This window comes from Sphingomonas zeicaulis, from assembly GCF_050433225.1.
Lineage (GTDB): Bacteria > Pseudomonadota > Alphaproteobacteria > Sphingomonadales > Sphingomonadaceae > Sphingomonas_D > Sphingomonas_D zeicaulis.
This window is the reverse complement of the sequence record NZ_JBNPXQ010000002.1, coordinates 698025-713397: the sequence shown is the minus strand read 5'-3', so window position 1 is coordinate 713397 and position 15373 is coordinate 698025. Positions and strand designations below refer to the sequence as shown.

The following is a 15373-nucleotide window of genomic DNA, read 5'->3' as shown; positions in this document are numbered from 1 at the left end:
GAATGTGACAGCCCGTCAGGCCGTCCAGCCTCCGTCGATCGACAGGTTGGCGCCGGTGATCGCCTTGGCATCGTCCCCGCAAAGATAGACGGCAAGCGCCGCGACCTGCTCGGACGTGACGAACTCCTTGGTGGGCTGCCCGGCGAGCAGCACGTCGTTCAGCACCTGCTCACGCGTCATGTTGCGCGCCTTCATCGTATCCGGAATCTGGTTCTCGACCAGCGGCGTCCAGACATAGCCCGGGCTGATCGCGTTGACGGTGATACCGTCGGTCGCGGTTTCCAGCGCCGCAGTCTTCACCAGCCCGGCCAGCCCGTGCTTCGCCGAGACATAGGCCGATTTGAAAGGCGAAGCCGTCTTGGAGTGCGCGGAGGCGGTGCAGACGATGCGCCCCCATTTGCGCGCCTTCATGATCGGGATCGCGGAACGCATCGCATAGAAAGCGGAGCTGAGGTTGATCGCGATAACCGCTTCCCACTTTTCGGGCGGGAAGTCCTCGATCGGCGAGACATGCTGGATGCCGGCGTTGCAGATCAGGATGTCGGGCGCCGCCGCCTCGACCATCGCGGCGATCTGCTCGTGCTTGGTCATGTCGGCGCCGTCATAGCCCGCCGTCACGCCGAAGTCGGCCTCGATGCTGGCCCGTTCCTTCTCGATATCCTCGGGCTTGCCGAAGCCGTTGATCACGACGTTCACGCCCACCGCGGCGAGTGCGCGGGCATAGGCGAGGCCGATGCCGGAGGTGGAACCGGTGACGAGCGCAGTCTTGCCCTTGAGCGACATCGAAACTCTTCCTTTCGTCAGATTTTAAGGGGCAGCGATCATGCGACGCTCGCCAAGGCTTATTTGCGGGCGAGGTCGAAGGCGGCGGTCTTGCCGTCAAGAATGTTGCGGGCAACGAGTTCGGAGCGCGACACGGTTTCCTCCACCGCGGCGCGGCCGGCATGCCAATGCTCGTTCATCGTCCGCGCCGAGAATTCATAGTCGCGCGCGCCGCCTTCCCACGCATTGGCGCGGTAGATGAGGTGGACGACGTTGACCGCATATTCCTCCGCCTGCGCCTTGAGCGCCACCACGTCGGGGTCTCCGCACATGTCGGCCGGCAGCTTGGCGAGCACGCGACGGATCGTCTCGCGCTCCCGCCTCAGTTTGAGCAGCGCATCACTGACCTGGCGGGTACGGCTGGAGAAGCGGATTTCCTTCTCCCGCGCCATCACGTCCATGATCGTGCGCGGCCGTTCCGCGGCGGCGGAGAAGAGATCGACCTGGAAGACGAGCATCTCAGCGCGCTGCTTTTCCAGCACATAGGCGAGCGGGGTGTTGGAGACGAGGCCGCCATCCCACCACCAGCGCCCGTCGATCTCGACCGGCGGCAAGCCCGGCGGCAGCGCGCCGGAAGCCATGATGTGGCGCGCGTCGAGCCGCTCATGCTTGCTGTCGAAATAATGGAAGTTACCGTTCTCGATGTCGACCGCGCCCACCGCGATCCGTACCGGTCCGTCGTTGAGCAGATCCCAGTCGACGAAGGCGTTCAGCGTTTCGGCGAGTTGCGCGCTGTCATAGAAGCTCAGCGCCTCGCAGCTTCCCGGTGCCGCCATCAGGGGCGGCAAGGGCCGCGGCCGGAAGAAGCCCGGTACGCCAAAGGTCGCGACGAAGCCGGCCGACCATTCGTGGATCGCCTCGCGCAGGCGATCGTCCTGCCAGATGGGGAAGCTGGGCAGCCAGCCGCTCAACCGATCCCAGAAAGCCCGCAGCCGCTCGACGCGCAATTCCGGCGGATTGCCGGCGATCAGCGCCGCATTGACCGCGCCGATCGAAATGCCCGCGACGAAATCGACCTCAATCGCGGTCTCGTGCAGCGCCTCATAGACACCCGCCTGATAGGATCCGAGGGCGCCGCCCCCTTGGAGGACCAGCGCCACTTCCTCGGGAAGGGGCAGCGCCTTGGACCTCGATCGGCGCAGGCGGCGGGGCTCGGAATCTGCCATCGCCCCCTAGATGCGCGCTTCGCTGCGGTGCATCAAGAGGGGCCGAGATGATCAATCGCCACCTCTGCATCCGCCGAATGCAACCGCCCCGATTGCAACCAGATCGCCTCCGCCGCATTGTTCCCGCACCAAGGGAGAGGCACGATGCGGCTCGACGATGAAGCGCCCAGCAGCAATATCGAGGATCGCACGGGTGGCGGCGGCGGGGGGGGCGGTGGCGGCCTGCCCATCGCCGGGCTGCTGGGGCTGGTCGGCAACCGCTTCGGTTGCGGCGGCATCATCGTTTTCATCGTCATTGCCATGCTGCTCGGCTTCAACCCGCTCCAGCTTGTGGGCGATGGTCAACTGACCGCGCCGGCGCCCCGCCAGCAGCAGGCGGCACCGGGTGGCGAGGGCGCCTCGACGATCGATCCGCAGGTCAAGGATATGGTCGCGCGGGTGCTCGGCTCCACCGAGCGGCGCTGGACGGCGCTGTTCGCGCGCAGCGGCCAACGCTATGTCGAGCCCAAGCTGGTGCTCTATACCGAGAACGACCGCTCGGGCTGCGGCGCGGCGCAGGCGGCGATGGGGCCCTTCTATTGCCCCGCCGACCAGGGCATCTATCTCGACGTCACCTTCTTCAACGAACTTGCCACCCGCTTCCGCGCCGAGGGCGATTTCGCCGCTGCCTATGTCATTGCCCACGAGGTGGGTCACCACGTCCAGACGATCACCGGCATCAATGAAAAGGTCCGCCGCGCCCAAGCCAATGCCAGCCAGGCGGAAGGCAATGCGCTGCAGGTGAAGATGGAGTTGCAGGCGGATTGCTATGCCGGCGTGTGGGCGCGCAACGACGAGAATCTGATGGAACCCGGAGATCTGGAGGAAGGGCTGACCGCCGCGGCCGCGATCGGCGACGATACCCTGCAGCGCGCGGCGGGCCGCCGTCCCGTGCCCGAAAGCTTCACCCACGGATCCTCGGCGCAGCGCGTCGAATGGCTGCGGCGCGGCTATCAATCGGGAGATCCGGCGACGTGCGACACCTTCTCCGCGCCGCGCTGATGCCCCGAAGAACGGGGTCTGGATAGCGCGCGGTTAACTTTATTTTCGTCATCTATGCTTAACGCCGCTGCATGCACCGCGCAGAGCCTGGGCATAGGATCGGTGGACGCGCCTTGGCGCTCGTGCTGCTGTGGCTGGTGCTGCTCGCGGTGCCTATCGTGGCGCGCGCGGCGGACGGCCTCCCCGACACGGTAGTGCATCCAACTGCCTGCCTGCTGAAGGCGGAGCCCAACATGACGCCTGCGGCGCTGTGGCAGAGCCCCGGCCGGTTCGATTGCAGTGGCCCGCAGACGAAGAACGGACCCGGCGACTTCTGGGTGCTGCTGCGCGGCTTCTCGGTCGCCAGCAGCGCGACGGCACCGATGCGGCTGCGCTGGGGCAGCACCTGGCAGCAGCGGGTGCAGATCTATGCCGTCCGCGCCGACGGCAGCGTCGCGGCGACCGGTTTTCGATCGGATACGACGAGCCCCCATATCGAACTGGGCGCCTTCATCTCGGTGCCGCTGCCGACTGCGGACAGCCCGATCGTCGGCATCCTCGCGCATGTCGACGGTGCCGCGAATCAGCGCGGCGTGATGCTCACGCCGAGTATCGAGCCCGACTCGCGCCGCCAGGGGCGCACGCTTGCGCTGGCCGCGGCCTATTCGGCATTTGGCGGGCTCGGCATCGCGCTCATCGTCTACAACCTGATGCTGTGGAGCGCGCTAAGACTGCGCTTCCTGATCTATTATTGCGCGATGGTCGGCACGACATTGCTCTATGGCGTATCCTCATCGGGCGCGCTGGCTTGGCTGCTGCCCTGGATCGACAATAATGATCGGTTGCGGCTGAACTATCTGCTGCTCGCGCTCGCCGGCATCTGCGCGATGACCTTCGTGCGCCATTTCTTCGAGCCCAACGTGTTGCCGCGGCGGCTCCACCAGCTGATCAAGGCGGTCTGCGCGCTGGTGTTCGCCGCAGGCCTCGCATTCGCCTTGTTCGCGCCCTATGCAATCGCGCCGCTCGACCGACTGTTCGCAGTGGCCATTCTCGCCATGCTCGGCACCCTGCCGCCGGTGGTCTATTTCGCGTGGCGTGGCCGCAGCCGCTACCTCGCGCTATTCCTGATCGCCTGGTCCGCACCGATCCTGTTCGCGGTCCTGCGCACTGCACATGGCCTGGGGCTGATCGCCCATTCGTTCTGGCTCGACAATTCGACGGTGGGGGCGATGATGATCGAGGCGCTGATCAGTTCGCTGGTCGTCGCGCACCGCATCAACACGCTGACGCTGGAGCGCGACCGCGCGCGCGCGAGCGCGATCGAGGCCAGCGCGCTGGCCGACACCGATCCGCTGACCGGCCTGCTCAACCGCCGCGCCTTCCTGCGCGAAGCGGTGAAGGCGGGCAGCAATGGCCGCGCCCTGCGGCTGGTGTTGATCGACATCGACCATTTCAAGCGGATCAACGACCGCTTCGGCCATGATGCGGGTGACGAGGTGCTACGGCGCGTCGCCACGATCCTGGCCGACGGTGCGCTATTGCCCGCAGCGCGGCTGGGCGGCGAGGAGTTCGGCCTTGTCTCCCCGATCGGTGCCGGCGCGGTCGATCCCGAAGCGCTGCTGGTGCGTGTGCGCAACGCGATCATGCCCCACGCCGCGCGGGTGACGCTGAGCATCGGCATCGCCGAAGGGCCGATTGGCAGCGAGGCGGACTGGCGGCGCCTCTATCGGCGCGCCGACATCGCGCTCTACCGCTGCAAACAGTCGGGGCGTGATCGGAGCTGCGTCTGGACGGAAACGCTGGGCGACGAGGCCGCCTGAGCAGCGCAAATCAAAGGGCCCGGAGCGATGCCCCGGGCCCTCATCATCCAGTCGGAAGAGCCGAAAGGTTAGAAGCTGCGGCTGTACGTGTTGGTACCCGTGCCGCGCTGATCATCCTTGTCGCCGAACAGCGCTTGGCGATTCTCCTCATCGCGCCACGCCGCCTGCGCCTGCTCCGCGGTCTTTTCGAGGATCACGCGGTCATCGACGCGGTCGATCCAGCGGGACGGGATGCTGTGGTGGTGGCCGCCGGCATCCTTGTCGTTCTTGGTCAGCAGGATGCGGTCACCGCGCACCTTGTCGACGATACCGACATGCACGCCATCCGAACCGATCACCTCCATATGCTCGGTCACTTTGCCCAGGCTGCCGCGCTGGGTGTCGCGGCGGGTGCGCCAGTTGGTGAAATCCGTGTCGAACTTGCTCTGATGCTCGCGGCGATATTCGTCATAATCCTGGTCGAACAGCGAGTTCTGACGTTCGCGCCAGTCGACATAGCTGCCGCGGCTGTCATCGTCATGCCCGCGGTCGCGGTGGCGGCTGCGGAGATCACGATCGGCATAACCCTGCCGCTCACCCCAGTCGCGGGTGCGGCCGCGCTCCTCGCCGTAGCCGCCATAGCTGCGGCCATAGGCGCGGCCGGTGCCGTAGCCGCTGCCATAGCGATCGCCATAGCCCTGTTCGCGCTCGTAACGCTCGTCATAGCGATGATCATATTCTCGCCGGCGCTCGGCATCTTCGTCGCCGAACCACGAACGCACTTCGTCGCCGGCGCGCGAGAAGAAGCCGCGTTCGTCATAGTCATAGTCCGCCGGGCGACCATAATCGGACCGGCCGTAATCGGAGCGACCATGTTCGGACCTGCCATATTGTGCCCTGCCATAGTCGCGATCGGAGCGCTCCGGCGCGCGCCAGCGCGCATCGCGGTCGCTGAACCCGCCATAGCGATTGTCGGCACGATATCCGCCCTGCTCGCGGCCATAGCCATAGCCGGAGCTCGAGCCGTAGCGGTCATCATCGCGATTGCGGTCGCGGAAGCGGTCGTTGCGTTCGTAACCCATCTGAATCACCCTCCTGAGGTGTCAATGTCGCGGGCAAGCTGCACGAGCCGGACGGCACGCTGCACGCCCATCGGACATCACTAAAATGAGCCTGAAACGCCCACGTTCCGGGACGCGTGACGATGCGTGCGCCAGCGGAGACGAACCGTCCGTCGCCTCCGCAACGACTGATCAGGATCAAGCGAAACGCCTATTGCGTCCTGCGAAAGGTATCGCTAGAGGGACGCCTCCCGCCAACAGCGGGGGTGGAGCGGGGCTGTAGCTCAGATGGGAGAGCGCTGCAATCGCACTGCAGAGGTCAGGGGTTCGATTCCCCTCAGCTCCACCAACTTTCCGGCCTGATATTCTGCGGGATTGAGGCCGATGGCCGCCGGGGGCGGCACCAGTCGGCAAGCTTGCAGATGGTGATGGGGTTGCTGCCGAAATCGCGCAGTATCCTCGCCGCTGGTTTCGAAAACAGGTGGTTACGGCTTCAATGTCAGCCGTTCCGATCGTCGCGCGCCCAGAAGATCGAGGCTGCTCCTTCAAAAGCGCCTGACGCTCGACGCAGGACTCCCGCCTCTATAACGGTGGCGCAAGCGCGCCGGGATTTCCCCGCTTTCACCGCGGTCGGAGGGTATTCTGGTTACTCAAATCATGCTGCTGTGCGCCGGCGCCACCGCGTCGAGCCGGGCGGGCGGCTTTGCCGATCCCGGCGAACCGCTCGATGCCGGCGGTGTGAGCGACGCGAGCCGCGTGGACATTGCCCAGCGGTTCAGGGACACGCTGATCTGCAGCCCGGCGCGCGCCGCGCGCGACACCGCGCGGGCGATGGGCGTCGACGCGCGGCTTGATCCCGCATTGGCCGATATGGACCAGGCACAATGGACGGGGCGTGCGTTTGAGGAGGTCGCCGCGGCCCAGCCGAAGCCGTTCTCGACCTGGCTCGCCAACCCTACCGCAGGCGTCCCCGGCGGCGAGACGATGGAGGCAGCGCGGATGCGGACCGGCCGGTGGCTGGATGACCGCGCCCCTGCCGACGTCAGCGTCGCGGCGATCACCCATCCGATGATCATCCGCGCCGCGGTGGCCCATGCGCTGGGCCTGAGGCTCAGCGCAACGCTCGCCATCGACATAGCACCACTTTCTTGCACGACATTGTCGTTCAAGAAGACGTGGCGCCTCCAGTCGCTGGGCTGTTCCTGCTGATCGATCCGGACGGCGGCGACGCGGGGTTGCTGCGCGGCTGAAACGAGAGGACCAGCACGGGTTGGGATCACGGCCATGGCCGCGCCTGAAGCGAACGCGGCATGCGGGTGCGCGCGGCGATCAGCCGAGGCCGGCTGCCGCGCGCTGTTCATCGCGGTCGCCGCGCAGGCGGTGGTGGAAGCTGATTTCCGCCGCCGTACCAGCCCGCCACCCTTCCGGATCGCGGATGAGCTCACCGTTGCAGCGCTTGCACGACGTCCAATAATCTCGTCCGTCATGGCGCGCATGCCCCCGATTGGGCTTGTGACCGAAAATCCTGCACAACAGCGCCATCATCGTCTCGCGGTCCGAAGGAAACTCCCCGCCGCGTGCGACTCATCCGGTTGCTGCGCGGCACCATCGGGATACCGCATGTGCGAACCGGGGCTGTAAGCCGTGGCCCGACAAGACGATCAAATCACATGCGAACGGAGGGAGGGCGCCGCCCGCGATGCTTATTTCGTCCGCTTCACCTCGACCGCATAGATATGGTTCGCCCCTTCCATGTTGGAGCGGAATACCATCCATTTGCCGTCCGGTGTGAAGGTGATGTTGGGTTCCAGCCGATAGTCATGCTTGCGCATGTCGACGATCTTTTCGGGCACGAATGTGCCCGGCGAGATCAGGTTCTCGCTGTTCTCGGCGTGGATGCCCGCCACGTCGGGTACGTCCTTCGGCGTGAACAGATAGAGATATTTCCCGTCCGGCGCATGCGCGACCATTTCGCTGTCGCCGCCGTCGCCCGAGAAGATCGTCCTGTCGGGGGACTGGTTGTAGTGTACCGACCACATGTTGCGCTCGACCGCGAACCATTTGCGCTTGCCCGTCGCGATCTCATAGCCGGCCAGCCAGAACACCTCGCCGCGCGGCGTCTGCAGATCGTACCAAATCCACTTGCCGTCGGGCGAGAAGAACTCGTGGCCGGCGATCTCCATGTTCATCGTGCGCTTGTGGACGATCATGTTGGCGCTGCCGTCCGTCCGCACCGTCCAGATCCGGTCGACCTTATGCCAGGGCCCCTCATGGCAATACATGATGAGGCCGGGGTCGGTCGGCGAGAACTGGACGTGGTTGAGCCAGTCGGTGGAGGCGACCACCACCTTGCGCGCGCCGGTGCGGATGTCGATCGTGAAGATCTCCATTGGGATCTTCGCTTCCAGCCGCTCGTTGAGCCGCACCTCCTTGGCCTCGGCGAAGCTCAACGGCTTTCCGTCCGGTCCGTTGGCGGCATAATGCGCCTGGCCGAACTGCTGGCGGATTTCCGGCTGGCCGCCTTGCTTCTGCGTGCCATCGGGCTGCAGCGGCTTGTCGCTCGCCGCCCACTGGCCGAGCAGCAGCGTCTCGTCCGCATTGATCGAGCCGATCGAGCCGCGCTCCACCGTCGCGATCTTGCGCACCTTGCCGCTGTCGATATCGACGCCGAAGATCGTCTTCGCGCCGCCGCCATCGTTGCGCGCGCCACTGGCATAATAAGCGGTGCGCGTCTTGCGGCCGGTGAAGAGCAGTTGGAGATCCTTGCCCTTCACCAGCGGCTTGACGCTCCAGTCCGCCAAGGTCACGACCGCGATGCCGTCCGGCACCGAGATCACCATCTTGTCGCCCTGAGGCGTATAGCTGTTCTGGTGAAAATAGAGGCTGGCGCTGCCCGCCTCGCGGCTGACCTGCACGATGCGGTGGCCGGTCAGCGCGTCCACCCACTCCTTCACCGGCGCGGCCTGCGCGGCGGACGGCAAGGCCATCGGCGCAAGCGCCAGAGCGAGAGCGAACAGGCCGAAGCGGCGCATCATCTTTCCTTTCGTCATTTCGGGCCCTGCACGGTGGCGAGGGCATCGGGCACCAGCGCGAGATTCTCGATCGCGGCGAGGCCCCACTGCGCGGCGGCGTTGGTCGAGACCTCGGGCCATTCCACCTGCGGGCGGATCAGCCCCGGCCCGTTGATCGCCACCCGAGGATCGCCGTTGGAAAGGCCGAGCCCGGCCTCGCCGGACATGAATTCTTCCCACGCCCGCGTGCCGAGCGCCGCCTCGCCGCTTTCCTTCGCGACATAGGCGGTCAGCCGCGAATGGCCTTCCTTCAGGTTCCGCGACTTGAACGGCATCTGGAACTTGGCCTCCCACGACGCCTTGTCCGCGTTGAACCAGCGGCAATAATCGAGCCACGCCGTGCGGTAGCGCGGCACATCGAGCAGATCGAGCAGCTCGGCATTGATCTCGACCGCGCCGAACACCGCGTTGAGGTGCGACAGCGAGATCTTGTCGCCCGGCCCCATGAACCGGCCGGACTTGGGGTCATAGGGCGCGCTGCCTGCCAGCCAGCCATATTTGAGCCGGCCGATGCTATCCATGCCGGCGACCAGACGATCCCGCCAGACTTTGCTGCCGGTGCGTTCCCATTCGGTGAGCCACGCCGCGGCGACCGAGCACCACATCGTGCCGAAGCTGAAATCGATCACCCCCTTGGGCAGTGGCTTGCGCTCCGCCCCCGGCACCTTGCGGCCGATCTCGACATGTTCGAGCGTCTGGTCCGAGGTGAGCAGCGCGCGCATCAGATCGCCCACCCGCTCGTCCGCGGTCAGATAATAGAAGATGCGGCGATAGGCGGCGTTGCTGACGCGCGGCTGCTTCGAACTGTCGCTCCAATGCTGCACGCCATGGCGCGTGCCGAGCCCGGCGAAGCGACCGAGATGATAGACGTCGACCTCACCGGTATGCCGCGTCATCGCCTCGGCGAAGCGGAAGATCTTGGCGCTGCCGCTGCGCAGCACGGTGTACCACAGCCACAGGTCCGGCGAGAGTTCGCTATTGTCCCATGCATAGCCGCCAATGTCGTAGCGCCACTGGTGCCGGTCGCTGTCATAGGTGTGCATCACGTCGCCATGATGCCAGAAGCCATACCAGCCGCGGCGATCGACCTCGTCCGCGTAGAAATCGGCGAGGTTGCTGATCTGCGCCTCGATCCGCGCCTTCATCGGCGTCGAGCGGTCGGGCAGCCCCCAGGGGCCGAGCACGCCGGCTGCGTGGATCCGCTCCGGCGTGACCATCAGTTGCGGCGGCACCGCATTGGTCTTCGCCATCTCCGACAGCGCCTCCGACGTCGGCGTCGCGGGGCAGGCCCACAGGCTCAGTTCGCTGGTGCGCGCGATGCCCGAGGCATCGTCCCAGCCGGGCTCATAATCCTCATAGGTGATGGCGAGCCCTTCGTTCTGGGCGTCATATTCCTCCATCCCGTCGACATCGCGGTAGGAGCGCATGTCCATCGCCGGCGCGTCGGGCGACCACAGCCAGGCGGTGAGCGAAGCCTTGTCTTCGGCGGCGCCGCGAATGTCGATCTGTGCTGGGTGACGCTGCCAGAAATAGCGCGTGGCGAGCGCGACGCCGCCGGTCGGCGACCCGACATAGCCGAGCCCGAGCGACCGCGTGCCCGAGGTGGAATCGATCCAAGCCTGCCCGGCCTTGGTGCGCTTGCGGATCGCGAAGCCGTCAGCGGTCGGCTGTTCGAGGGTGAAGTCGCTCCACGCCGGGATGCGATCGAGCAGCGTGCTGACGCCCTTCGGCATTCCTTCCAGCGGCGGGATCGCGCGGCCGGCGACCTGCGCGTCCCGGAACGGCTTGCCGGGATCGCGGCGCAGCCCGGTCAGCGGTCGCACCGCCTCCACGAACAGATTGCCGTCGCCGGTGGCGAGGCGGACGTGGCGGTCGTGGAGCGGCGCCGCCATCGGCACCGTCGCGCGCAGCCCGAGGCCGCTGAGGAAGTCCTTCTTCGCATCACCATCGAAGATGAAGCTGTGGACGATGCGCAGATGCTGGCTGCCGGCATAGGCATAGAAGCGCACGACGAAGGGCAACCAGCGGCGACCCGCGCCCTCATGCATGCCTTCCAGCTTCACCACCGCGCGCACCGGGCCGGTCTGTTCGACCGTCGCCTTCGCGATGCGGCCGACGAATTCGGTGCGCGTGCCCTTCTCGGGCGCGCTGTCGACGCTGGCGACCAGTTCGAACGCGTCCATCACGCGGCGGCCGCCGCTGTCGGCGGACTGGATCAGCGCCTGCCCGCTCCTGCCGATCCGCCATGTCGTGGCACCGACCGCAATCTCGATGCGGTCGGCAGTCTCGCGCACGCTGACCGGCGCCTGGGGCGCCGCGGGGCGGCCGGGGGTGACCGCGAGCGTCGCCGGCATGTCGGTGCCGGCGGGCAGCGCGTGCGCGGTCCATTTCGCCGAGCCATCGGGCCAGGTCGCGATCGTCCAGTGCTGCGAGGGGAGCGCTGCGCCGTCAGCGCCGGTCACGCTGAGCGGGCTCTTCGCCGGCAGCACGCCGCGCGGCCATGGCACGCCGAAGGTCTGGCCGGGCGAAAGCGCGGGCGCGGCATCGTCGATCCAGCGCAGCGGCGTCGCCGGAATGCTGCGCGCGCGGGGTGCAGCAAAGGCAGGCGCACCGCCCAGGCTCATGGCGCCGGCGAGCAGGCTCGCCCCTCCCAACGCTTCGCGACGGCTGATCCTCATATCCTCTCCTCCCTCTGGCTTATCGGCGTATTCAGGGGCGCGCGACCTTGAAGTCGCGCACCTGCAAATGGCTCTGGGTGGTGCGCAGCGCGAAATGGCCGGCGCGATAGGGGTCGGCATCGTCCATCGCGAACAGGATCGCGCCGTCGCGCTCCACCACGATGCGGTTGCCGTCGGCGATCAGGCGGATGCGGAACCAGCGATTGGGCTGCAGCATGTCGGCCGGCGCGGTCTTGTCATGTTCGGGCAGCAGCGGGCGGTTCGCCGCCTCGCCGACATAGCGGCGCATCCGCGTGGTCGTGTTGCGGTTGCCGCCGATGCCGACATAATAGGTTTTCAGCGTGTCATAATCCTCGAACACGCCGCTGCGTGGCCGTTCGAGCACCGATCCGCCGGGCACCGCTGCATCGGTCGCCATCCAGAAGGCATTGACGTCGCTCACCGCGTCATTGGGCCCGCCGGCGGAAACCGCGCGCACCTCGAAGCTGATCGCCACCGGCCCTTCGAGGCGCGGCAGGAACCACAGGCTGAGGCCCTTGGGCGTATCGATGTCGAGGATGCCGTTGGCGGCGGTCACCCGCGCGGCGGGCGATGCGGCCTCCAGCCGCCATTGGGCGAGGCCGTGGGTGAAATCGTCGGCATGGGCCGGAGTGGCGGAGCCGCGCGGCACGGAGGCGCAGCCGGCGAGCGCCGTCAGCGCGAGCATGGCGACCAAGGATCGGCGGCTGAACACAGGCTGCCTCCTTTACATTTGCGAATCTCCTCCCCGAGTTTTGCTCGGGGAGGAGATTTATGTTCGCCGCCCCTCCCGCCCTCTCGTGAAGGAAGAGAGAAGGTGAGGCACATTGTATTTCGGGATGGGACCCCTCCCCCGGCTCCGGCGCCGGGGAACGGGCCCCATCCCCAACCCCTCTCCCAAAGGAGAGGGGTCTTTCCCATCAGAGCTTGAAGCGAATGCCACCATAGACGCGACGGCCGAAGGTCTCGACGATCGTGCGACGGTAGACGCTGTTGGCGTTCTCCTTGCGGGTCGCGTCAAGCAGGTTCACGCCCTCGAGGAACAGCGACACTTCCGGCATCAGCGTGATGTTCAGCGACGCATCGAGCTGGCCATAGGCCTCACCGAACTCCGGATTGTTGCCGCGGCCCTGCGCCACGATCAGATACTTCGAACGCCAGTTATAGGCGCCGCGCAGGCTGATCACATCGTCTTCATAATAGGCCGAGACGTTGTAGCTGTTGCGCGACAGACCCTGGAACGGCAGCGCCGCACCGGTGAAGAAGTCGCGGCCTTCATAGCCGCTGTCCTTCGAATAGGTGTAGTTCGCCATGACGCCCATGTTCTTGAGAACGGGCACGTCGATGAAGTCGAACGCCACCTGCAGGCCGGCCTCGACGCCGTTGATCGTCACCTTCTGGGTGCCGTTGGTCGGCACGGTGATGTTGTAAACGACACCGGTCGGATCGGTATAGGGCTCGGTCGTGTTCTGGATGAACGAGCTGATTTCCTTGCGGAAATAGGTGATCGACGCGAAGCTGGTGCTGTTGATGTAATATTCCGCGCCCAGATCGTACTGGCGGGCACGGAAGGGCTCCAGGCCGGGGTTGCCGCGCGAGCCCGAGAGGCCGACGATGTCCAGCGTGAAGCGCGGCGCGAGCTGCTGCGGCAGCGGGCGCGCCATCACTTCGGTGGCGGTACCGCGGAGGAACAGCTTGTTCGGCAGCAGCTCGGCCTTGACGTTCAGCGACGGCAGGAACTCGGTCACTTCGGCGTCATAGGCGACCGGCGAGATGACGCCGCCCGCGTTCAGATAGCCCGACGTGTCGGTCTTGGTGTTGACCACACGGGCACCGATCACGCCGGTGACCGGAACCGAACCCAAATCGACCGCGAACGAGGCCTGCGCATAGCCGGCGATGTTCTGCTCGCGCACTTCCCAAGTGTCGGTGAAGGTCTGGTTGCCGAACGGATCGGGGATGCCGACGTAGTTCGCCACACCCTCATTGATGTTCAGCCAGCGCTGATAGCCATCGTTGAAGCCGAGATTGCCGGTGTGGAAGAAGGCGGTGTTGCCGATATCCGAATAGCCCAGCGCCTGATCGATACGATCCTGCACCGCCGGATTATTGAAACCGTCCAGCGTGGTGGTTGTGTTGAACAGCTTCGAATCCACCGTCAGGCGGCGCCACTGGCCACCGGCCTTGAACGAGGTGAAGAGACCGGCATCGGGCTTATACTCCGCATCGAGCTTGCCCATATATTCTTCCTGCTGGTCGTAGCGCGGACGGCGTTGGACGGCCAGACGGTTGACCCCATTGGTGGTGGTCGGGTCGTTGGGAAGAATGATCTGCGGAGACTGCTGTTCGTTGCGATAGTCGACGATCAGGCTGTCCATGCCGAGGACCGACGCGGTCGCGTTGATCTCGTTGTTATAGGCCTTGGCCTTCGCATAGGAGATCTTCGGGGTCAGCGTCAGCTTGCCGGTCGTCCACTCGGCGCCGATCGCCGAGTTGAAGGTCGAACGGGTGATGTCGCCAAGGATGTTGCGATAGGCAACACCGAGCTGGCTCGGCACCGCCAACGCCGGGTTGTTGCGATACACCAGATAGGATGCGGTATTGTCCGGCCCGATGATCGTATTCTCGGTGTCGACGAAGCCGCCCGAGGTACCGGTCTGCAAATACTGCGACCGCACCGTCTGCTTCGAACGGGTGTAGTTGCCCTCGTAATAGGCCTTGAAGTCGTCCGACGGACGCCATTCGAGGATGCCGTTCAGCGCATAGCGCTGGGTCTCCAGCCGGTTCATCACATAGCGCGGGATGTCCGGGAAGAAGTCACCCATGCCGTCGTTGTTGAGGTCATAGGCCTGCATGCCGGCGAGCGCCGGATTGCTGTCGATTTGCTTCCAGCCGGTGGTGCGCGCCTGGTGGCTCTCCACGTTACGGTTCTCGTAGGTGCCCGAGAGCAGCACGCCGATCGTGCCGTCGGCGAAGGTGTCGCTGCCGATCAGCGCGAACTTCGGATCCATTGTGTCGGCGATGTCGGCATAGATGACCTGCGCCGAGCCGGCGAGGAACGGATCGCCTCCATTGTCGAACGGACGGCGCGTGATGACGCGCACGGTGCCGCCGACGCCACCTTCGGTCATGTCGGCGGTGGCCGACTTCACAACTTCGAGGCGGTTGACGAACTCGGCGGGAAGATCGCGGAAGTCGACGTCGCGGCCGCCGCCGACCGTGGTCGACAAGGCGGTGGTGCCGTTAATCTCGACGCGGTTCAGCGAGGGATCGGCACCGCGGATGGTGACGCCGGCGCCTTCGCCGTCGGCACGCGAGATCTGCACGCCGGTCACGCGCTGAAGCGCTTCACCGATATTCTTGTCCGGAAACTTGCCGATATCCTCGGCGGAAATCGCGTCCAGCACCTGTGCCGAATTGCGCTTGGCGTTCAGCGCGCCCTGAAGGCTCGAACGAATGCCGGTAACGACGATGTCCTGCTCACCCGCAGTGGCCGCGTCGGCGGGAGCATCACCCTCGGGCTGCGTGGTGTCGGCGTCGGTTTCGGGGGCCGCAGGCTGCTGCACCGGCTCGGCCGGCGGCGTTTCCTGGGCGTAGGCAGGCGCTGCGATCATGGCGGCCAGCACGAGAAGCGACGCGCCGCTCACGGCGACCGTCGAACCAATAAGAGATTTAGACACGCAATCCTCCCGACCCTCAACTTGCTCATGGCAACGGTCCGGACGACCCTCCGAACCA

At 65.9% G+C, this 15373-nt stretch carries 11 protein-coding genes and 1 tRNA gene; 4 read left to right on the top strand and 8 right to left on the bottom strand.

Annotation, left to right across the window (positions count from 1 at the left end):
• Positions 1 to 15: 15 nt before the first annotated feature.
• Together FHS96_RS12350 and FHS96_RS12345 are read right to left on the bottom strand one after the other, a co-directional pair.
• Positions 16 to 783, bottom strand: coding sequence for a 3-hydroxybutyrate dehydrogenase (locus tag FHS96_RS12350; protein WP_429591488.1), 768 nt, complete (start codon positions 781 to 783; stop codon positions 16 to 18).
• 59 nt (positions 784 to 842) lie between these two features.
• Positions 843 to 1988 (bottom strand): patatin-like phospholipase family protein, encoded by a 1146-nt coding sequence (locus FHS96_RS12345; protein ID WP_429591486.1) that lies wholly within the window; start codon positions 1986 to 1988, stop codon positions 843 to 845.
• Positions 1989 to 2132: 144 nt separating this feature from the next.
• Between FHS96_RS12345 and ypfJ the strand changes: the two genes are divergently transcribed.
• A complete protein-coding gene (gene ypfJ, locus FHS96_RS12340; RefSeq protein ID WP_429591484.1) occupies positions 2133 to 3029 on the top strand; it encodes a KPN_02809 family neutral zinc metallopeptidase in 897 nt (298 codons plus the stop codon).
• Between the two features lie 122 nt (positions 3030 to 3151).
• Positions 3152 to 4828, top strand: a complete 1677-nt coding sequence (locus tag FHS96_RS12335) for a GGDEF domain-containing protein (RefSeq protein WP_429591793.1) — start codon at positions 3152 to 3154, stop codon at positions 4826 to 4828.
• Positions 4829 to 4896: 68 nt separating this feature from the next.
• Here FHS96_RS12335 and FHS96_RS12330 read toward each other — a convergent pair whose 3' ends face one another.
• Positions 4897 to 5889 (bottom strand): DUF2171 domain-containing protein, encoded by a 993-nt coding sequence (locus FHS96_RS12330; protein WP_429591481.1) that lies wholly within the window; start codon positions 5887 to 5889, stop codon positions 4897 to 4899.
• 252 nt (positions 5890 to 6141) lie between these two features.
• Here FHS96_RS12330 and FHS96_RS12325 point away from each other — a divergent pair.
• Both FHS96_RS12325 and FHS96_RS12320 read left to right on the top strand, forming a co-directional pair.
• Positions 6142 to 6217 (top strand) — tRNA-Ala (locus tag FHS96_RS12325).
• A 308-nt stretch (positions 6218 to 6525) separates the two neighbouring features.
• Entirely contained in the window at positions 6526 to 7077 is a 552-nt protein-coding gene (locus tag FHS96_RS12320; protein ID WP_429591478.1) for a histidine phosphatase family protein, read from the top strand.
• 120 nt (positions 7078 to 7197) lie between these two features.
• On the opposite strand, the gene FHS96_RS12315 is transcribed toward FHS96_RS12320, so the two are convergent.
• From FHS96_RS12315 to FHS96_RS12295, 5 genes are all read right to left on the bottom strand, one after another.
• Positions 7198 to 7413 carry a DUF1660 family phage protein gene (locus FHS96_RS12315; RefSeq protein ID WP_429591475.1) on the bottom strand — a complete coding sequence of 72 codons (216 nt, stop codon included), beginning with the start codon at positions 7411 to 7413 and terminating at the stop codon, positions 7198 to 7200.
• A 158-nt stretch (positions 7414 to 7571) separates the two neighbouring features.
• Positions 7572 to 8855: an oligogalacturonate lyase family protein gene (locus tag FHS96_RS12310; protein WP_429591790.1), complete on the bottom strand. Its 1284-nt coding sequence runs from the start codon at positions 8853 to 8855 to the stop codon at positions 7572 to 7574.
• Positions 8856 to 8914: 59 nt separating this feature from the next.
• Positions 8915 to 11617 carry an exo-rhamnogalacturonan lyase family protein gene (locus FHS96_RS12305; RefSeq protein WP_429591473.1) on the bottom strand — a complete coding sequence of 901 codons (2703 nt, stop codon included), beginning with the start codon at positions 11615 to 11617 and terminating at the stop codon, positions 8915 to 8917.
• A gap of 31 nt (positions 11618 to 11648) precedes the next feature.
• Positions 11649 to 12350 (bottom strand): DUF6250 domain-containing protein, encoded by a 702-nt coding sequence (locus FHS96_RS12300; protein ID WP_429591470.1) that lies wholly within the window; start codon positions 12348 to 12350, stop codon positions 11649 to 11651.
• A 205-nt stretch (positions 12351 to 12555) separates the two neighbouring features.
• Complete coding sequence (locus tag FHS96_RS12295) at positions 12556 to 15315, bottom strand: TonB-dependent receptor (RefSeq protein WP_429591467.1); 2760 nt, start codon at positions 15313 to 15315, stop codon at positions 12556 to 12558.
• Between the last annotated feature and the right edge of the window lie 58 nt (positions 15316 to 15373).

Bases quoted from the DNA above. Each gene is read 5' to 3' on its own strand.
- FHS96_RS12315 (WP_429591475.1), bottom strand. From the start codon at position 7,413: ATGATGGCGCTGTTGTGCAGGATTTTCGGTCACAAGCCCAATCGGGGG.
- FHS96_RS12345 (WP_429591486.1), bottom strand. From the start codon at position 1,988: ATGGCAGATTCCGAGCCCCGCCGCCTGCGCCGATCGAGGTCCAAGGCG.
- FHS96_RS12310 (WP_429591790.1), bottom strand. From the start codon at position 8,855: ATGGCCTTGCCGTCCGCCGCGCAGGCCGCGCCGGTGAAGGAGTGGGTG.
- ypfJ (WP_429591484.1), top strand. From the start codon at position 2,133: ATGCGGCTCGACGATGAAGCGCCCAGCAGCAATATCGAGGATCGCACG.
- FHS96_RS12350 (WP_429591488.1), bottom strand. From the start codon at position 783: ATGTCGCTCAAGGGCAAGACTGCGCTCGTCACCGGTTCCACCTCCGGC.
- FHS96_RS12330 (WP_429591481.1), bottom strand. From the start codon at position 5,889: ATGGGTTACGAACGCAACGACCGCTTCCGCGACCGCAATCGCGATGAT.
- FHS96_RS12305 (WP_429591473.1), bottom strand. From the start codon at position 11,617: ATGAGGATCAGCCGTCGCGAAGCGTTGGGAGGGGCGAGCCTGCTCGCC.
- FHS96_RS12320 (WP_429591478.1), top strand. From the start codon at position 6,526: ATGCTGCTGTGCGCCGGCGCCACCGCGTCGAGCCGGGCGGGCGGCTTT.